Origin of the sequence: Pseudomonas fluorescens, assembly GCF_000802965.1 — a bacterium.
GTDB classification, from domain to species: Bacteria; Pseudomonadota; Gammaproteobacteria; order Pseudomonadales; family Pseudomonadaceae; genus Aquipseudomonas; species Aquipseudomonas fluorescens_A.
On the sequence record NZ_JSAK01000018.1, the window covers coordinates 226,098 to 243,621 of the forward strand.

At 57.7% G+C, this 17,524-nt stretch carries 17 protein-coding genes; 11 read left to right on the forward strand and 6 right to left on the reverse strand.

Annotated features, from left to right (window positions below):
• Window positions 1–60: 60 nt before the first annotated feature.
• Window positions 61–516 (reverse strand): DUF721 domain-containing protein, encoded by a 456-nt coding sequence (locus tag NL64_RS16470; RefSeq protein ID WP_034149123.1) that lies wholly within the window; start codon window positions 514–516, stop codon window positions 61–63.
• Between the two features lie 308 nt (window positions 517–824).
• Here NL64_RS16470 and secA point away from each other — a divergent pair, with 308 nt between their 5' ends.
• From secA to NL64_RS16490, 4 genes are all read left to right on the forward strand, one after another.
• Window positions 825–3,560: a preprotein translocase subunit SecA gene (gene secA / locus NL64_RS16475; protein ID WP_034149124.1), complete on the forward strand. Its 2,736-nt coding sequence runs from the start codon at window positions 825–827 to the stop codon at window positions 3,558–3,560.
• Window positions 3,561–3,681: 121 nt separating this feature from the next.
• The gene (argJ, locus tag NL64_RS16480; RefSeq protein WP_034149125.1) at window positions 3,682–4,899 is read left to right on the forward strand and encodes a bifunctional glutamate N-acetyltransferase/amino-acid acetyltransferase ArgJ; all 1,218 of its coding nucleotides are present in this window, start codon (window positions 3,682–3,684) and stop codon (window positions 4,897–4,899) included.
• A 160-nt stretch (window positions 4,900–5,059) separates the two neighbouring features.
• Window positions 5,060–5,692, forward strand: coding sequence for a glutathione S-transferase family protein (locus NL64_RS16485; RefSeq protein ID WP_034149126.1), 633 nt, complete (start codon window positions 5,060–5,062; stop codon window positions 5,690–5,692).
• A complete protein-coding gene (locus tag NL64_RS16490) occupies window positions 5,689–6,639 on the forward strand; it encodes a Nudix family hydrolase (protein WP_034149127.1) in 951 nt (316 codons plus the stop codon). Before NL64_RS16485 ends, NL64_RS16490 begins: the two co-directional genes overlap by 4 nt.
• Before the next feature lie 115 nt (window positions 6,640–6,754).
• Here the strand turns inward: NL64_RS16490 and NL64_RS16495 are convergent, their stop codons facing one another.
• The 3 genes from NL64_RS16495 to NL64_RS16505 are packed head-to-tail and all read right to left on the reverse strand — an operon-like array spanning window position 6,755 to window position 10,338.
• The gene (locus NL64_RS16495) at window positions 6,755–7,336 is read right to left on the reverse strand and encodes a cob(I)yrinic acid a,c-diamide adenosyltransferase (RefSeq protein ID WP_034149128.1); all 582 of its coding nucleotides are present in this window, start codon (window positions 7,334–7,336) and stop codon (window positions 6,755–6,757) included.
• Between the two features lie 2 nt (window positions 7,337–7,338).
• On the reverse strand, window positions 7,339–9,375 hold the full coding sequence (locus NL64_RS16500) for a sensor histidine kinase (protein ID WP_034149129.1): 2,037 nt from the start codon (window positions 9,373–9,375) through the stop codon (window positions 7,339–7,341).
• A 45-nt stretch (window positions 9,376–9,420) separates the two neighbouring features.
• The gene (locus tag NL64_RS16505; RefSeq protein ID WP_034149130.1) at window positions 9,421–10,338 is read right to left on the reverse strand and encodes a putative 2-dehydropantoate 2-reductase; all 918 of its coding nucleotides are present in this window, start codon (window positions 10,336–10,338) and stop codon (window positions 9,421–9,423) included.
• Window positions 10,339–10,472: 134 nt separating this feature from the next.
• On the opposite strand from NL64_RS16505, the gene NL64_RS16510 reads away from it, so the two are divergent.
• Together NL64_RS16510 and NL64_RS16515 are read left to right on the forward strand one after the other, a co-directional pair.
• Entirely contained in the window at window positions 10,473–10,958 is a 486-nt protein-coding gene (locus tag NL64_RS16510; protein ID WP_018926510.1) for a YajQ family cyclic di-GMP-binding protein, read from the forward strand.
• A 134-nt stretch (window positions 10,959–11,092) separates the two neighbouring features.
• On the forward strand, window positions 11,093–11,935 hold the full coding sequence (locus NL64_RS16515; RefSeq protein WP_034149131.1) for a mechanosensitive ion channel family protein: 843 nt from the start codon (window positions 11,093–11,095) through the stop codon (window positions 11,933–11,935).
• Window positions 11,936–12,154: 219 nt separating this feature from the next.
• Here NL64_RS16515 and NL64_RS16520 read toward each other — a convergent pair whose 3' ends face one another.
• A complete protein-coding gene (locus NL64_RS16520; protein ID WP_034149132.1) occupies window positions 12,155–13,495 on the reverse strand; it encodes an OprD family porin in 1,341 nt (446 codons plus the stop codon).
• A gap of 916 nt (window positions 13,496–14,411) precedes the next feature.
• On the opposite strand from NL64_RS16520, the gene NL64_RS16525 reads away from it, so the two are divergent.
• Window positions 14,412–14,837 carry an HIT domain-containing protein gene (locus tag NL64_RS16525; RefSeq protein WP_034149133.1) on the forward strand — a complete coding sequence of 142 codons (426 nt, stop codon included), beginning with the start codon at window positions 14,412–14,414 and terminating at the stop codon, window positions 14,835–14,837.
• Window positions 14,838–14,840: 3 nt separating this feature from the next.
• The gene (locus tag NL64_RS16530) at window positions 14,841–15,047 is read left to right on the forward strand and encodes a SlyX family protein (RefSeq protein ID WP_034149134.1); all 207 of its coding nucleotides are present in this window, start codon (window positions 14,841–14,843) and stop codon (window positions 15,045–15,047) included.
• A 60-nt stretch (window positions 15,048–15,107) separates the two neighbouring features.
• Here NL64_RS16530 and NL64_RS30895 read toward each other — a convergent pair whose 3' ends face one another.
• The gene (locus NL64_RS30895; RefSeq protein ID WP_034149135.1) at window positions 15,108–15,710 is read right to left on the reverse strand and encodes a cold-shock protein; all 603 of its coding nucleotides are present in this window, start codon (window positions 15,708–15,710) and stop codon (window positions 15,108–15,110) included.
• A 311-nt stretch (window positions 15,711–16,021) separates the two neighbouring features.
• On the opposite strand from NL64_RS30895, the gene NL64_RS16540 reads away from it, so the two are divergent.
• The 3 genes from NL64_RS16540 to NL64_RS16550 all read left to right on the forward strand — a co-directional run bounded on the left by NL64_RS16540 (window position 16,022) and on the right by NL64_RS16550 (window position 17,453).
• A complete protein-coding gene (locus tag NL64_RS16540) occupies window positions 16,022–16,492 on the forward strand; it encodes a Dps family protein (protein WP_034149136.1) in 471 nt (156 codons plus the stop codon).
• A 265-nt stretch (window positions 16,493–16,757) separates the two neighbouring features.
• Entirely contained in the window at window positions 16,758–17,096 is a 339-nt protein-coding gene (locus NL64_RS16545) for a ribbon-helix-helix domain-containing protein (protein ID WP_034149137.1), read from the forward strand.
• Between the two features lie 135 nt (window positions 17,097–17,231).
• Complete coding sequence (locus NL64_RS16550) at window positions 17,232–17,453, forward strand: FmdB family zinc ribbon protein (RefSeq protein ID WP_007977333.1); 222 nt, start codon at window positions 17,232–17,234, stop codon at window positions 17,451–17,453.
• The last annotated feature ends 71 nt before the right edge of the window (window positions 17,454–17,524 follow it).

Below are 17,524 nucleotides of genomic sequence, written 5' to 3' on the forward strand. Positions count from 1 at the left end.
AACCTGCGGCAGTGTTCCCCTGTAGGAGCTGCAGCAGGCTGCGATGTTCTGATCTTGCTTCTAATTCCTGGGCTTGGCGTGCGCAGCCAAACGCTCCAGCGCCGCCCGCAAATTCGGATCACTGATGCCATCCGCCGTCGCCTGAATGGTCGCAGCCGCATCATTGGACAAATCCATCGTATGCCCGGCCGCACCTTGCTGAACGGTAGGCGGCTGAACCTTGAACAGAATCCGCGTGAGACTGGTGAACTCGTCGAACATCTGCAATTGCCGTTGCAGGCGCTTTTGCTGGTAGCGCAGACGGGTGGCCCAATGGCCATCGGTGACAATCAGCAACAAACTGCCTTCGCGCCACGACGCCACATGACAGTGTTCGCGAGCGGCGGGTTGCAATTGGCTTTCGAGCAAACGTTGCAGATGACCCAGGCGTTGAGCGTGGCCAAGAATGGCTTTAAGCGGCTTGGCTTCGCGTAGTAGAACGGCCGGAACTTTGGCCGTAAGTGGGCGAAATGCCATGATCAGACACCTGAAGTAACAGAGCCGCCATGGTAGCAGAAAGCACCGGATGAACTCGCGCCATTGCTTTTGTGGATGCTTTACCCATTAAATCAACAACTAACTTCTTCCTTGAACGGGTTGAAGTTGAGCAAAACGCCCTTATTTTAAGTGAGCCCCGACAAAGCGCAGTGCCAGCATCGTGGAATATCGCCACTTTCCTCACCACCGTTTCCGGGTAGAATGCTCGTTCGCATGCGGCCATGAGGGCTGCACGGGCGACTCACGGGGCCGCCCTCCATCCCTTTAGTGTGGAAGATCCTGCCGATATGTTTGCGCCTTTGTTAAAGAAACTTTTTGGAAGCAAGAACGAGCGTGAAGTCAAACGCATGCTCAAGACGGTGCAATTCGTCAATGCCTTCGAAGAGCAAATGGTAGCCCTTTCGGACGATCAATTGCGTGCCAAGACAGATGAGTTCAAGGCCCGCATCGCCAAAGGGGAAACCCTCGACAAGCTGCTGCCAGAAGCCTTTGCGGTCGCCCGCGAAGCCGGCAAGCGCGTCATGGGTATGCGCCACTTCGATGTCCAGCTGATCGGCGGCATGACCTTGCATGAAGGCAAGATCGCTGAAATGCGTACCGGTGAAGGCAAGACCCTGGTGGCAACACTGGGCGTTTACCTCAACGCATTGTCCGGCAAGGGCGTGCACGTTGTGACGGTGAACGACTACCTGGCCCGTCGTGATGCTAACTGGATGCGTCCGCTCTATGAATTCCTCGGCCTGACGGTCGGTGTGGTCACGCCGTTCCAGCCGCCGGAAGAGAAGCGCGCTGCCTACGCCGCCGACATCACCTACGGCACCAACAACGAATTCGGTTTCGATTACCTGCGCGACAACATGGCGTTCAGCGTGGAAGAAAAATTCCAGCGTGAACTCAATTTTGCCGTGATCGACGAAGTGGACTCCATCCTCATCGACGAAGCCCGTACCCCACTGATCATTTCCGGTCAGGCCGAGGACAGCTCCAAGCTGTACATCGAGATCAACAAACTGATCCCGCAGCTGGAATTGCACGTCGAAGAAGTCGAAGGCGAAGTCACCAAGGCTGGCCACTACACCGTTGACGAGAAGACCCGTCAGGTCGAACTCAACGAAGCCGGTCACCAGTATGTCGAAGAAACCCTTACCCGCATCGGCCTGCTGGCTGAAGGCGAGAGCCTGTACTCGGCGCATAACCTGAGCCTGCTGACTCACGTTTATGCCGGTCTGCGTGCGCACAAGCTGTTCAACCGCAACATTGAATACATCGTGCAGGACGGTCAGGTTGTCCTGGTCGACGAACACACCGGTCGTACCATGCCGGGCCGTCGTTTGTCCGAAGGCCTGCACCAGGCCATCGAAGCCAAGGAAAACCTCAACATCCAGGCCGAAAGCCAGACCCTGGCATCGACAACGTTCCAGAACTACTTCCGTCTGTACAACAAACTGTCCGGCATGACCGGTACGGCCGACACCGAAGCGTTCGAGTTCCATCAGATCTATGGCCTGCAGGTCATGGTCATACCACCGAACAAGCCGTTGGCCCGTAAGGACTACAACGACCTGGTGTTCCTGACTGCCGAAGAGAAGTACGCGGCAATCGTCGCCGACATCAAGGAAAGCATGGCCGCGGGCCGTCCGGTGCTGGTGGGTACTGCAACCATTGAAACCTCCGAACACATGTCCAGCTTGCTCGTGAAGGAAGGCATCGAACACAAGGTTCTTAACGCCAAGTTCCACGAAAAAGAAGCTGAAATCATCGCCCAGGCGGGTCGCCCAGGCGCACTGACCATCGCTACCAACATGGCCGGTCGTGGTACCGACATCCTGTTGGGCGGCAACTGGGAAGTGGAAGTGGCTTCGCTGGAAAACCCGACCCCTGAGCAGATTGCCCAGATCAAGGCCGACTGGCAGAAACGTCACCAGCAAGTGCTCGAGTCGGGCGGTTTGCAGGTGATCGCTTCCGAACGTCACGAATCGCGCCGTATCGACAACCAGTTGCGTGGTCGTGCGGGTCGTCAGGGTGACGCCGGTTCCAGCCGTTTCTACCTGTCGCTGGAAGACAGCCTGATGCGTATCTTCGCCTCTGACCGGGTGAAGAACTTCATGAAAGCCCTGGGCATGCAGCCTGGCGAAGCGATCGAGCACCGCATGGTGACCAACGCCATCGAAAAGGCTCAGCGCAAGGTTGAAGGTCGTAACTTCGATATTCGTAAGCAACTGCTCGAGTTCGACGACGTCAACAACGAACAGCGTAAAGTGATCTATCACATGCGTAACACGTTGCTGGCTGCCGACAACATCGGTGAAACCATCGCCGATTTCCGTCAGGACGTGCTCAACGCTACCGTCAGTGCGCACATTCCACCGCAATCGCTGCCTGAGCAGTGGGACGTGGCCGGTCTGGAAGCCGCGTTGCAGAGCGACTTCGGTGTAGCATTGCCGATCCAGCAATGGCTCGACGAAGACGATCACCTGTACGAGGAAACCCTGCGCGAGAAGCTGATGCAGGAGCTCATCGCGGCGTACAACGAGAAAGAAGACCAGGCGGGCGCCGAAGCGCTGCGCACCTTCGAGAAACAAATCGTTCTGCGTGTGCTGGACGACCTGTGGAAAGACCATCTGTCGACCATGGATCACCTGCGTCACGGCATCCACTTGCGTGGCTACGCCCAGAAGAACCCGAAGCAGGAATACAAGCGCGAGTCGTTCACGCTGTTCTCCGAGCTGCTGGATTCGATCAAGCGCGACTCGATCCGTGTGCTGTCGCACGTTCAGGTTCGCCGCGAAGATCCGGCCGAAGAAGAGGCGCGTCTGCGTCAGGAAGCCGAGGCACTGGCGGCGCGCATGCAGTTCCTGCATGAAGAAGCCCCAGGTCTGGAGCAGCCGGAAGTGTTGGGTGAAGAGGTCGATGTGGCCCTCGCCACAGCACCGGTTCGCAACGATCAGAAGCTGGGTCGCAACGAGCTGTGCTACTGCGGTTCGGGCAAGAAATTCAAGCATTGCCACGGGCAGATCCAGTAAAACCCGTTTCATACGCTGAAATACCCGCGCCGCGACCGGCCTATGCCGTCGCGGCGTTTTGCCATTTAAACCACCGCTCTTACTGACGCGGTGCAGACATCATTGAGTAAGGAGCGCATTCATGGCTGTTGGTCTTGGTCCTTTGCCAACGTTGCACCCGGTTGCCGGTTTTGAACTCGGTATTGCCTCGGCCGGTATCAAGCGCCCGGGGCGCAAGGATGTTGTGGTTATGCGTTGTGCCGAAGGCTCGACGGTGGCGGGTGTGTTCACCCTGAACGCCTTTTGCGCCGCTCCGGTGATCCTGGCCAAGCAACGTGTGCAAGGCCCGGTGCGTTACCTGCTGACCAACACCGGCAACGCCAACGCCGGTACCGGCGAGCCAGGCCTGGCCGCCGCCGAGCGCACCTGCGCCAAACTGGCCGAGCTGACCGGTGTCGACGCCAGCCTGGTGCTGCCGTACTCCACCGGCGTGATCGGCGAGCCACTGCCGGTCGAGAAAATCGAAGGCGCACTGCAAGCCGCCCTTGATGACCTGTCGGTGAATAACTGGGAAGCGGCCGCCACCGGCATCATGACCACCGACACTATGCCGAAAGGCGCCAGCCGCCAGTTCCAGCATGACGGCGTGACCATCACCGTGACCGGCATCAGCAAAGGCGCGGGCATGATCCGCCCGAACATGGCCACCATGCTCGGCTACATCGCCACCGACGCCAAAGTCTCCCGCGACGTCCTGCAAAACCTGATGCTGGATGGCGCCAACAAGTCGTTCAACCGCATCACCATCGACGGCGACACCTCGACCAACGACTGCTGCATGCTGATCGCCACCGGTCAGGCCGCACTGCCGGAAATCACCGAAGCGAGCGGCGAGCTGTTCGGCAAGTTGAAGCAAGCGGTGTTCGAAGTTTGCATGGAGGTGGCCCAGGCCATCGTTCGCGACGGCGAAGGCGCGACCAAGTTCGTCACTGTTGAAGTCAACGGTGGTGGCAATCATCAGGAATGCCTGGACGTCGGTTACACCGTGGCCCACTCGCCACTGATCAAGACTGCGCTGTTCGCTTCCGACCCGAACTGGGGCCGCATCCTGGCCGCCGTGGGCCGTGCCGGCGTTCCAAACCTGGACGTTAGCAAGATCGACGTGTTCCTCGGCGAAGTGTGCATCGCCAGCCGTGGCGCCCGTGCCGCGACCTACACCGAAGCCCAGGGCGCGGCGGTGATGCAGCAGGAAGAGATCACCATCCGTATCGAACTGGGTCGCGGCGATTGCAGCGAAACCATCTGGACCACCGATTTGTCCCACGAGTACGTGAAGATCAACGCTGAGTACCGTACTTAAGATCGAGTCGACCCCATCGCGGGCAAGCCCGCTCCCACAGGTTCGGTGGCGCACACAAATATTGTGTTCAACATTGTCACTGTGGGAGCGGGCTTGCCCGCGATGACGGATACCCAGACGCAAAAATTTGGCCTGTCCACCTCATCAAAAGGTCCCGAACATGAGCCTTCATCTGATCATCGGCGACAAACTGCATTCCTCCTGGTCCCTGCGTGGCGCCCTGGCCCTTGATCTGGCCGGTGCTTCCTACACCGAAGAGCTGATCAAGCTCAACCAGCCAGACACCCGCGAACGTCTGCTCAAGCACTCGCCGACCGCCAAAGTCCCGCTGCTGAAAACCGAGCACGGCACCATCGCCGATTCTCTGGCAATTGCCGAGTACCTGGCAGAACAGTTCCCGGACGCAGCCCTCTGGCCCAAAGACGTTAGCGCCCGTGCCCAGGCCCGTTCGGCGTGCGCGCAGATGCACAGCGGATTCTTCGCCATGCGCGGCAATATGCCGTTCGACCTGAGCCGCGATGCACCGCTGTCACCGGTTCCCGCTGATGTACAAGCGGACGTTGAGCGCATGCTGGCTTTGTGGGCCGAGTGTCGCGCCGCCGCGACCGAAAGTGGCCCGTACCTGTTTGGCCGTATATCCCTGGCCGATGCGTTCTTTGCCCCGATTGCCGTGCGCTTGCGCACCTATCAGGTGAAACTGCCCGCGGCTGACGAAGCCTATGTTGAAACCGTCTACCAATGGCCGGCGTTCAAGGCCTGGCAGAAGGCCGGACTGGAGGAAATCGAGCGGTGAAACGAGTTCACGTAGCCGCCGCCGTTATCCGTGATAACAGCGGCAAGATCCTCATCGCACGGCGTGCCGACACTCAGCACCAGGGCGGTCTTTGGGAATTTCCCGGTGGCAAGGTCGAGGCCGATGAGTCGGTCGAGGCCGCACTCTCCCGCGAGTTGCACGAAGAGCTTGGCATCGTGGTCAGCGCGGCGCGCCCATTGATCAAGGTCCGCCACGATTACCCGGACAAGCAGGTGTTGCTGGATGTCTGGGAAGTCTCGGCGTTTACTGGCGAGCCGCACGGCGCCGAAGGTCAACCACTGGCGTGGGTGACGGCGCGTGAGTTGTCGAGCTACGAATTTCCCGAGGCCAACCGGCCGATCGTCGCTGCCGCGCGGCTACCCGAGCAGTACCTGATCACCCCGGAAGACCTGGAAACCCCGGCGTTGCTGCGGGGCATTCAGAAAGCCATCGCGGGCGGGATCAAACTGATCCAGCTGCGCGCACCCAATGGTTACGATCCGAAGTACCGTGATCTGGCGGTGGATGCCGTGGGGCTGTGTGCCGGCAAGGCGCAGTTGATGATCAAGGGGCCTTTCGAGTGGTTGGGGGATTTCCCGTCCGCCGGTTGGCACATCACCTCTGCGCAGTTGCGCAAGTACGCCGCTGCCGGTCGGCCGTTGCCGGCATCGCGCTGGTTGGCGGCGTCATGCCATAACGCTGAAGAGCTGGCATTGGCTGAAGAGATGGGTGTCGACTTCGTGACCTTGTCGCCGGTGCAGCCGACGTTGACTCATCCAGGGGCGCAACCGCTGGGTTGGGAGCAGGCTTCGAGCTTGATCGAGGGATTTAGCAGACCTGTATTCCTGCTCGGTGGTGTGGGGCCGGCGGAAGTTCAGAAGGCCTGGGAAGCGGGTGCCCAGGGTGTCGCAGGGATTCGGGCGTTTTGGCCTGATCCGTTGGTGTAGCCATTGGCCTCATCGCGAGCAGGCTCACTCCTACAGTTGACCGAGTCGTTTCAGTAAAAAACGCAATCAACTGTAGGAGCGAGCCTGCTCGCGAAGGCGGCCTGACGGGCGCCGGCTAAACCTCAGGCTTCGCCGCCGCCTGCCAAAGAATCTCTGCGATCCCCTGGCGCCTGGCAATCACCCGCGCCACTACAAACAGCAAATCCGACAAGCGATTGATGTACGCCAAACCCACCCCGGCCAAGGGCTCGACGGCATTCAAATGCTGAGACCGGCGCTCGGCACTGCGGGCCAGGCTGCGGCAGACGTGTGCCTGGGCAATCAACATCGAACCACCCGGCAGAATGAAGTTCTCTAGCGGCCCCAGCTCCTCATTCCATACATCAATCGCCGCTTCCAGGCGTTCGATTTCCGCCACGTTCAACGCCTGATACTCCGGCATCGCCAGTTCACCACCGAGGTCGAACAAGCGATGCTGACAGGGTGCCAGCACCTCGATTACTTCCTGCAACTCCGGATATTCGGCGCTCCCCGCCGTCAGCCCGGCCAACAACACGCCTACTTGGCTGTTGAGCGTATCGACTTCACCAATGGCTTCGATCCGCGGGTGGTCCTTGGGCACACGACGGCCGTCGCCTAAGCCGGTTTCGCCTTTGTCGCCGGTGCGGGTGTAAATTTTCGACAAGCGAAAGCCCATGGTTACCTCGATAGCTGATTGAATTCTTGAGAGACGAGCTGAGTGCCCGCCAAGGGCAGGCGCAAGGTGAAGCAAGTGCCTTGGCCCAGGGTCGATTGCACTTCCATCTGGCCCTTGTGGTTATTGGTGATGATGAAGTACGAGACTGACAAGCCCAGACCGGTGCCCTGGCCAATTTCCTTGGTGGTGAAAAACGGTTCGAACGTGCGTTTGCGCACGCTTTCGCTCATGCCGATGCCGTTGTCTTCGACCTGGATTTCCGCCCATGGTGGATTGAGTCGGGTGCGCAGGATGATCCGCCCCGGTTCGCTGTCGTCTTCACGCTGGTGAATGGCTTGCGCAGCGTTTTTCAACAGATTGAGCAGCACTTGTTCCAATTCGTTGGCGGTGCCGGGCACCGGGCCGAGCGCAGGATCGAACTGACGGATGATCGCCTGCCCCTTGAAGTCGAAACCGATGGCCAGGTCGAAGTCGTTGCCGGCGATTTCCACCGCTTGATCGATCAGCGCCGGCAGGTCGCAAGGGGCCATTTGCCGGGTGCTGCGGCGGCTGAAGCTGAGCATGTGGGTCACAATTTTCGCCGCCCGCGCACCGGCCTGCTGGATGCCGTCGAGTAACTGCGGGACTTCCCGTGCTTGCAAATAATTATTGACCGTCGCCAGCTCGATGCCGATTTGCTCGGCTTGCTCAAGGTTCTTCGGCAGTTCCGGAGACAGGCGTCGGCGAATGTTCTGCACGTTGTGCAGGATCGCGCCCAGCGGGTTGTTGATCTCGTGGGCCATGCCGGCGGCGAGGCCGCCGACGGACAGCATTTTCTCCGACTGCACCATCATTTCTTCCAGGGACAGGCGCTGGGTGATGTCGTCGATCCGGATCACCACGCCGCGTCCGGCGCCGCCCATCAGCGGGTAGAAAGTCAGGGCGTAGTGTTTGGGTTCATCGTCCTTGATCCAGGTCACGCGCTCGATCTTGGCCACTGTATGTTGTTCAACGGTCTGCTTGAGTTGCGGCAGAAACGGCTTGAGCGGTTCGAAGGCGAGGAAGATCGGCTGGTTGAGGGCTTCGTCCAGGCGTGTTCCGGAGAGGGCGCTGGCTTCCTGATTCCACTGCGTCACGTAGAGCTGCTCGTCGAGGGCAATCAGCGCCGAGGGCATGGAGTCGATGATGCTGTTGAGATAATTCTGAAACCCGGTGAGCTTCTTCTCGATCTTGCTGCGCACCTGGACTTCGAGTTCCAGTTTGCGATTGGTGTGCCGGGTTTCTTCGGCCAGGCCTTGGGCCTGGTCATACGCAGCCTGGGAGTCGTCCCGTGCCCGTTTCAGTTGCTGCTCCCGCGCTTCGATGCGCGAAAGCATGGTGTTGAACGCTTCGGCGAGGCTGCCGATTTCGTCGTGGTTGCCCCGGGAGGCGCGCAGGGCGTAGTTCTCTTCGCGGGTCACCTGCCGGGACAACTCTTCGAGTTGATGGATCGGCCGGGTGATCAGGCGTTTGATCTGCCGGGCGATGATCAGCCACAGCAGCACACTGAATATCAGGATGCCGAGGCTGGCGGTCAATGTCCCGGTATAGAACGCCATTGGCAGTTCGCTGCTGGCCACCAGGAGTAGATGGCCCGGCGCGGTGCCGGGGCGGGGCAGGGTGATCACTTGATTGCTGCGAAATTCGGTGGCTTGCCAGGATTCGATATGCCGATAACGCGACGGCAGGTTCAGATGATCACCGTGTTGCAACTGCGCCAGGCGCTCGCCCTTGCCGTCATACAGCGCGGCTGCGCGCAGGGGGGAATAGCTGTTGAGTTCATCAAGCAAGCGTTGCGCGCTTTGCGGTGACTCCAGCGCCTGGTCCACCAGGCTCGGATTGGATACCAGTCGGCCAATGGTCTGGAGTGCCTGGGGCGCCATGCTTTCCTGGGAGATGTAATACGCGGCGCTGATAAAGGTCAGGTTGGCGACCAGCAAAACCGTGGTCAACAGCACCAACAGGGCGGCCAGGAGTTTCTGGCCGACAGGAAGGTTTTCAAGGCGCTGGCGCAATGGCATCGGGTAATTCGCTGCGAAGGAACAAGTGGGCAGCGTAGCCGCTGCTCAGTCGCTGGGCAATCCAAGGCTTTGCAGGCGGGTGATCAGTCGTTGCTGCAATTGATTGAGGTGCGGCAGGTTAAGTTGATGCCGCGAGGCGACTTTACAGGCATGGCCCAGCAGGTAACTGATTTCGGTTCGGCGCTGGTTGCTGACGTCCTGGTACATCGATGAGTAGTTGGCAGCGGTGGCGTGGATTACCCGTTCGACTTCTTGTTGCAGGTTTTCCGCCGCCGCGGGTTGGCCGCAACGTTCAAGCAACTCGCTTAGTTCGCCGCACAGGGTGGCGACTTCGCAGTGATGGTCTTGCAATCCGCCATTGCGGCAATCGTGCAGGACGGTCAGCGGATTGATCGCGCAGTTGAGCGCCAATTTGCGCCACAACCGGGTCAGAATCTCGGTGCTCCACTCGTGGGGGATTCCCGCTGCGTTCAAGTCATCCAGCCAGATCGGCGCCACGGGATGGCCGGCATCGCCGAGCCAGGTGAAGCCGTGACCGGCGAACACCACACGCCAGTCGCCGTCGCGGAATGCTCCTTCGGTGCTCGATGCGTAGATGCAGCGCGCCTGCGGTACTTGCGCCGCCACGGCGTCCTGGCTGCCCAAACCGTTCTGCAACAGGATCAGCTCAGCGCCCGGAGCCAGGCGCGGTGCCAGTTGAGCCACGGCTTTTTCGGCGTCATAGGCCTTGCAGGCGACCAATAGTCGATTGATCGGCTCTGCGCCGTCGGGCGTTTCGGCAGGCACCGGGTAGCACCTGGCTTCCCCATGCTCGACCAGCGTCAGTCCGTCTGTCGCCTCATAAGCCTGCAATCGGGCAGCATTGCGCACGATCAGCCGCACCGGCACTCCGGCCCGCGCCAGACGAGTCGCCCACAACGTACCGAGACTGCCAGCGCCCAGAACATGCCAGGTGGTGGACATCAGCTTTTTGCTCTGTTTAACGCGCGCATGGAAGGCTCGCAGTGAATGATGGGAAAGACCCGTTATAATCAGCGCGGATTTTTACCGCAAGCCAGGCGTGCTCCATTGGTGCGCCTTTTATTTGGAGAGATTACATGCCGTCGTTCGACGTGGTATCCGAACTGGACAAACACGAAGTCACCAACGCGGTCGAGAACGCCGTCAAGGAACTCGATCGTCGTTATGACCTGAAAGGCAAAGGCAGCTTCGAGTTCAAGGAAAAGGACCTGACCGTCAACCTGACCGCCGAAGCGGATTTCCAGCTTGAGGCGATGATTGAGATCCTCAAGCTGGCGCTGGTCAAGCGCAAGATCGACGTGCAGTGCCTTGAAGTCAAGGATGCCTATGCATCGGGCAAGCTGATGAAGCAGGAAGCGGTCCTTAAAGAAGGCATCGACAAAGAACTGGCGAAGAAAATCGTCGCTCACGTCAAGGATGCCAAGCTCAAGGTCCAGGCGGCCATTCAGGGCGAGCAAGTGCGCATTACCGGCAAGAAGCGCGACGACTTGCAGGAAGCCATCGCAGCGCTGCGTGCCAAGACGTTCGACATGCCACTGCAGTTCAACAACTTCCGCGACTGACCTGCGGCGGGAACCTCTCGGCGTTTTCGGCGTCCGAGGCCCAAGCAACGGCAGAAACGATCGATCCGGGCAGGTTCGGTCTTTTCTGCCGAATTTTTTCGAGTGTCAGATAGCCGCAAATCAGGAGAACGTACATGGATTTGAATGCTGAAGTAGATAACCTGGTCAGGGAATCCCAAACCTGGATTCCGATGATCATGGAATACGGCAGCCGCGTGCTGCTGGCAGTCCTCACCCTGGCCATCGGCTGGTGGTTGATCAACAAGGTCACGCAAAAGCTCGGCGGTCTTCTGGCCCTGCGTAACGCAGACCTGGCCCTGCAAGGGTTCATCAGCAGTCTGGCGAACATCATTCTCAAAGTCCTGCTGATCGTCAGCGTGGCCTCGATGATTGGTGTGGAAACCACCTCGTTCGTAGCGGCGATTGGTGCGGCGGGTCTGGCCATCGGCCTGGCCTTGCAAGGCAGCCTGGCGAACTTCGCTGGCGGCGTATTGATTTTGCTGTTCCGTCCGTTCCGTATTGGTGACTGGATCGAAGCTCAGGGCGTTGCCGGCACTGTCGACAGCATCCAGATCTTCCACACCGTGCTACGCACCGGCGACAACAAAACCATCATCGTGCCTAACGGCAACCTGTCGAACGGCATTATTACCAACACCAACCGTCAACCAACCCGCAAGGTGGTGTTTGATGTCGGCGTTGATTACGAAGCGGACCTGCAAAAGGCCCGTCAAGTATTGCTGGAACTGGCCAAGGATCCGCGTGTGTTGACTGATCCGGAGCCTCAGGCAGTCATCTCGACGCTGGGTGACAGTTCGATCACTGTTTCCTTGCGTGTGTGGGTAAAGACTGCGGATTATTGGGATGTGATGTTCATGTTTAACGAACAGTCCCGTGATCGATTGAAAACGGCGGGTATTGACATTCCATTTCCTCAGCGTGTAGTTCGTGTGGTTCAGGAAGCAACAGCGCAGTAAGCCTTATTTTATTAGTTGGTACTGACAGTAATGAGCCCAAGAGATTAATAGTCTCTTGGGCTTTTTTCTGCGTTTCAGTCAGTTCATTGAAAAAAGTTCTAATGTTATGAGGCGAAGTTGTTTGCTGACGGATTCGGTATGTGGCAGGCATAAAAAAACCGCCCACCTGGAAGGGTGGGCGGTTTTTGTCTTATCAGTACTGCCGGTGTTACACCCTGATTATAGGATGTTCAGCGGGTACTCGATGATCAGACGGGTGTCGTAGTTGTCACGCGAGTAGTTCTGGTACGCGCCGTTCGCACGGTAGTTGGCGAAACGGGCACGGAACGACAGGTCTTTGGCCGGGCCTTCCTGCACAACGTACTTGGACTCGATGTTCCACTCGTTTTCTTTACCTTCGCCGGCGTTGTCAACCTTGATGTTGTTACCCATTACGTATCGGGTCATGAAGCTCAGACCAGGTACGCCGTAGGTAGCCATGTTCAGGTCATAGCGAGCTTGGTAGGATTTCTCCTCGCGGCCCACGAAGTCGGAGATCTGAATGGAGTTGGAAACGAAGATGGTGCTGTTACCGTCAACGCCGTAGTAGTAAGCGTTGTCGCCGCTCGACTGCTGGTAAGCCAGGGTGAACTTGTGGGCGCCGATGCTGTAAGCAGCTGCCAGGGACCACAGGTTGTTGTCTACGCCAGCGACGCCGTCACCGCCATCTGCAACAGAACCGAGGGCCATAACCTGGTCACCACGATCATCGCCCTTGGTTTTGTAACCGTTCAGGTCGAAGTTCAGCGACTGGTCGTCGTTGATTGGCAGGGTCCAGTTCAGGTTGACGTAGTACTTCTTGAAGTACTCTTCAGCGTCCGACGCAGCTACGGCACCGGTGAAGTTGTCAGTGAAGGCGTAGCTGGCACCGAAGATGTTGATGCCTTTGCTGATGCCTTCGCCGTGGTTGCCATTTGCATCTGGCAGACCGCCGACGGTGTCACGACCCATGCCGGTTTGGGCGCTCAGGGAGGTGAAGCGACCAGCGCTCAGTTCCAGGCCTTTGATCTCTTTGGAAGTGATCAGGGTACCGGTAGCGACTTCTGGCAGCATACGGCTGTCGTCGGTTGCGAATACAGGGCTGGCAACGAATTGCTGGCCGTATTTCAGGACGGTGTCGGAGAAGCGCAGTTTGGCTGCACCGCCGATCTTGCCCTGGGATTTTTCTTCGTTGTTATCGCTGTCGATTGCGAACAGGCCGTTACCGCGGTGGCCCGAGCCGCCGTCGAGTTTGACCGAGCCCATTGCCATGGCGTCGAGACCGAAACCAACAATACCTTGAGTGAAGCCCGACTCGTAAGTCAGCAGTTGGCTGATACCGGAGTCTTGACGATAGCCGGAGTCTGCGTTGTTGCTTGCACCGTTTTTGTAATCGCGGTTCATGTACTCAAAACGGGTTTTGAGTTTCAGGCTTTGGTCGCCGAAGAAACCCTTGGATTCGTCTTGGGAAGACGCTACAGCGAACTGCGAGGTACCAGCTGCAACAGCCAGTGCGATCATGCTCCACTTCATCACGCGCATCGTGATTTGCTCCTTTGGTTTTTAGAAGAGTACTGCCGCTCCACCTGTTTTATTATCTGGGCGGCTCTTTCTTTTTGTGTCGGCGCAAACTTATATCACGCCGACAATGTTGGCGATACTTGCGCATCTAACCTTTCAGCTTCTTTACGACCCTGTCGTAAACGGCTAGCTGGATGTCGCAAATTTACAGCCCCGATGCAACCGGACTCGACAACTTTAATGCTGTTTTTCTGGGCTGGCGCATCGATTAAAAAGAGTCCCTGGTGAAACGTTTGAATCTCCATTGGGCTACCCTGCCACTGTTTTTTTTGTCTAGGAGGTTCCCGCTTCCCGCGGTGCCTTATAGACGATGTGGGTGTGAATGCAACAAGCGTGCACAAATCAGAATTTCGCTGGCATTTTTTTCTGAAGAGCTGCCTGGCGCCGTAAAAACCTCATAAAACCGGGGGTCTGATGCTTCTATCGTTCGGGGTTGACGCCATGGTTTCTATCGTGTTGATCACCTTGTTACCGCCCGGTGACAATCAAAAACGTTACCGGTTCACCCCGCCAGTGAGTAATCGGCGGATGTCGAAGCACTCAGCGTAGACGTGCTGTGCGGTTTTGGTGCAAAAAATTTCAATCGCTGTACTGAATTCATACAGTTCGACGTTTCTCCAGGGTTGAATGGGACGTTGGTTATCAGTCATCCCAGTGGGTTTATCCGGAGTGCTGGTTCGGTAATGGTGCGTCCGGGCAATAAATGTCTCATCTCGGGGCGGGCGATGGGCCATTTGACGATCGCAGGCGGGCTTCGACTGTGGTTCGTCGTGAAGCCGGCGACGTTCGCAGGTATGCTGCCGTCCAGTCGCTTGATGCGCGATCCCTCGGGATGGGCGCTAAGCTGAAAAATGATGACCAGGCAGGAGTGCGCGCAGTGTTCGCTTTAGATCCACGACTTCAACAAGACACGTTACCGATCGGTGATTTCCCGCTTTGTCGGTTGTTGTTGTCCAATGATTCGAACTATCCCTGGTTCATCCTGGTACCACGCCGCGAAGATATCAGTGAGATATTTCAGTTGGATGTCGCAGATCAGCTGCAACTTTGGCAGGAAACGACTGCGCTGGCAGAAACGCTCAAGGACTCGTTCGACGCGGACAAGCTGAATGTCGCGGCCCTGGGTAATGTGGTCAGCCAGTTGCACATGCACGTCATCGTGCGCAAGCGAGAGGACGCTGCCTGGCCGGCTCCGGTCTGGGGCAAGCACCCGGCCAACCCCTACAATGCGGAGCAAATCGCGGTGATTCGCGAGCGGTTGCGTCTGGTGTTGACCGAAGATTTCACGTTTCTGGAGGGTTGAAACATGAGCCTGGAAGACCGCGTTACCGATCTGGAGAGTCAATTGGCGTTTCAGGATGACACCATCCAGGCGTTGAATGATGTGCTGGCGGCACAACAGCGCGTGGTTGAGCGTCTGCAACTGCAAATGGCCGCGCTGCTCAAGCGTCAGGAAGAAATGGTCGGCCAGTTCGAATCATTCGAAGAAGAAGCGCCACCACCGCATTACTAAAATGCGGGCAATAAAAAACCGCGAACAGTCAGGCTGTTCGCGGTTTTTTTATGCCTTGAATCAGCGTCGCGGCAGAGCGGCGATCACATCTTCGGCTTGCAGGCCTTTGTCGCGATTCATCACGGAGAACTCCACACGCTGGCCTTCGACCAGGACGCGGTGACCTTCGCCACGAATGGCCCGGAAATGCACGAAAATATCGTCGCCGGAGTCGCGGGAAATAAAGCCGAAGCCTTTGGAGGTATTGAACCACTTGACGGTGCCGGTATCGCGGTTGCTCATGTCATAGCTTGGCGAGGCGGCGGCCGGTGACGATTTGTAGAAGCTGATGGCCAGGTGCAGGACAACGGCGATCAGGGCGGCGACCAGGCTGAACAGAACCGCAGGTTGACCGGCAATGACCGGCATTGGCGCGATCAGCGTCAGCGTTTGCAAGACAACGGCGAGAATCAGCAGGGCGCTGACCAGGTTTTGCAGTTGATGGCGCGTGCCTTTGTTCCAGTTGGGGATGACAGGTGCAAGGGTGAGGTTGAGCAGGCCGAACAAGGCCAGGTACAGCGCATCGGGTTGTTGCAGGTAAGGTACCGCTTCGGTTCGCAGGCTAGGGATGAAGGACAGCAGCAAGGCTGCTGCGCCCATTAGCAGGTGGACGATTTTCAACATTTTGATTAACTCACGTTAAGACGGATCACAAGGAAGAGCTGACGGGGCACGGTTCGCTTCAGAACAATAAAAGAGGCGTAGAGCACGTATCCGGTATCAGCCTATGCGCAGTGCCCGGAAAATAAGGACGCCAGCGACACGTTGTCTATTTAACAGCAAAGCTTGTGGCTACTCAAATCAAGGAGTCCAGCGGTGCATTCGGGGCGATTTGTCGCAACTTCGCGGGGGATTCAGGGCTGCGGCGTGCCAGCAAGCTTGCTAGAGTGGTTCTGCACCTGTCGGATGAAACCAATCACCTTTAGGGGAAAAGCATGGCAATCGATATCGGTATCAGTGAAGAAGACCGCAAATCCATCGTTGACGGGCTTTCACGTCTGCTGTCGGACACTTATGTACTTTATTTGAAAACCCATAATTTCCATTGGAACGTCACCGGTCCCATGTTTCGGACCCTGCATTTGATGTTCGAAGAGCAATATAACGAGTTGGCCCTGGCGGTAGACTCCATCGCCGAGCGAATTCGCGCCCTCGGTTTTCCTGCGCCTGGCGCCTATTCCGTTTATTCGCGTCTTTCCTCTATTAAAGAGGAGGAGGGGGTGCCAGCCGCTGAAGACATGATCAAGCAATTGGTCGAGGGCCAGGAAGCGGTGACGCGTACGGCTCGCGGGATCTTTCCGCTACTCGACAAAGTCAGTGACGAGCCAACGGCTGACCTGCTGACCCAGCGCATGCAAGTTCACGAGAAAACTGCCTGGATGCTGCGATCGCTGCTGGCAGAGTAAGTCCCTTGGTGCGCGGGTAGCGCCTTTCAGGCGTTGTTCGCGCTCTGTCACTCTCTCGTCGATAAAACCCTATCCGCGGAACGATCTTTCGCCAGCCAGCGTGGGAAAAGGTCCGGACTAGGACGCGCTCCATGATCCGCCGTCAGTTGTTGGCTTATCCTACGCGGATGGTCAAAAAGTCATCTGGATATAACTTTGCCCGCACGGTTTTATAAGCCAACAGATGCTTATGCAAAACCAGGGATGGCAAAGGAGTGTCAACGGTATGGTTTATGAAAGCAGGCAATGCGAGGGGAGGGTCGGTTCACACAAGGACATCAGGATTGATCCGTTTGTCAGTGAGTTCGATATGGGGCTGGCTCAGCCATTTTCCAGATCGGTGCGTTTGAATGGCTTCGCCACCTGTTTGCGGCTTGAGCAGGTGTACTGGGATATTTTGGGCGAAATGGCCAAGGTCAATTGCTGTTCGGTCAGCGCGCTGTTGTCCCACGTCGATCGCGAAGTGCATTTGCGTCATGGCGGGGTGAAAAATTTCAGCGGGCTGGTGCGGGTCGTCTGTGTCGTGCACAGCCTGAAGGAAGGAGGGGGCGTCGTCATGGCCTAGCCAGGGCAGTGAAAGAGCAGAGTGTCAGTCTGTGCAGTCTTACGGCTGCACAGGCTGCATTTAATGGATATAATCCCGCTCTTTGCCGCAAAACCCAGCGTGCGCGGTAGCAATCTGATCGCCGAGACAACCCCCATGCCGATGTACGATTATCAATGTGCTTCCTGTGGTCATCAGTTGGAAGCCATTCAAAAGATCAGCGATGCACCGCTGGTCGACTGCCCTGCATGCCAGGCGCCAGAGCTTAAGAAGATGCTGTCCATGCCAGGCTTCCGCCTCAGCGGCACTGGCTGGTACGAGACCGATTTCAAGACCGGTTCGAAGAAGAACCTGGCCGGCGGCGACAAAGCTGACTAGGGTCGAAAGTCTGAACTGAACGACACGTGCGAGTTCTTGCGTCATCGGCCATCTGGTTCGTGCGCAAGCCC

What these genes read in the sequence shown, in the direction of transcription:
- NL64_RS16470 (WP_034149123.1), bottom strand. Translation starts at nt 516, where the DNA reads ATGGCATTTCGCCCACTTACGGCCAAAGTTCCGGCCGTTCTACTACGC.
- secA (WP_034149124.1), top strand. Translation starts at nt 825, where the DNA reads ATGTTTGCGCCTTTGTTAAAGAAACTTTTTGGAAGCAAGAACGAGCGT.
- argJ (WP_034149125.1), top strand. Translation starts at nt 3,682, where the DNA reads ATGGCTGTTGGTCTTGGTCCTTTGCCAACGTTGCACCCGGTTGCCGGT.
- NL64_RS16485 (WP_034149126.1), top strand. Translation starts at nt 5,060, where the DNA reads ATGAGCCTTCATCTGATCATCGGCGACAAACTGCATTCCTCCTGGTCC.
- NL64_RS16495 (WP_034149128.1), bottom strand. Translation starts at nt 7,336, where the DNA reads ATGGGCTTTCGCTTGTCGAAAATTTACACCCGCACCGGCGACAAAGGC.
- NL64_RS16500 (WP_034149129.1), bottom strand. Translation starts at nt 9,375, where the DNA reads ATGCCATTGCGCCAGCGCCTTGAAAACCTTCCTGTCGGCCAGAAACTC.
- NL64_RS16505 (WP_034149130.1), bottom strand. Translation starts at nt 10,338, where the DNA reads ATGTCCACCACCTGGCATGTTCTGGGCGCTGGCAGTCTCGGTACGTTG.
- NL64_RS16510 (WP_018926510.1), top strand. Translation starts at nt 10,473, where the DNA reads ATGCCGTCGTTCGACGTGGTATCCGAACTGGACAAACACGAAGTCACC.
- NL64_RS16515 (WP_034149131.1), top strand. Translation starts at nt 11,093, where the DNA reads ATGGATTTGAATGCTGAAGTAGATAACCTGGTCAGGGAATCCCAAACC.
- NL64_RS16520 (WP_034149132.1), bottom strand. Translation starts at nt 13,495, where the DNA reads ATGCGCGTGATGAAGTGGAGCATGATCGCACTGGCTGTTGCAGCTGGT.
- NL64_RS16530 (WP_034149134.1), top strand. Translation starts at nt 14,841, where the DNA reads ATGAGCCTGGAAGACCGCGTTACCGATCTGGAGAGTCAATTGGCGTTT.
- NL64_RS30895 (WP_034149135.1), bottom strand. Translation starts at nt 15,710, where the DNA reads ATGTTGAAAATCGTCCACCTGCTAATGGGCGCAGCAGCCTTGCTGCTG.
- NL64_RS16540 (WP_034149136.1), top strand. Translation starts at nt 16,022, where the DNA reads ATGGCAATCGATATCGGTATCAGTGAAGAAGACCGCAAATCCATCGTT.
- NL64_RS16545 (WP_034149137.1), top strand. Translation starts at nt 16,758, where the DNA reads ATGGTTTATGAAAGCAGGCAATGCGAGGGGAGGGTCGGTTCACACAAG.
- NL64_RS16550 (WP_007977333.1), top strand. Translation starts at nt 17,232, where the DNA reads ATGCCGATGTACGATTATCAATGTGCTTCCTGTGGTCATCAGTTGGAA.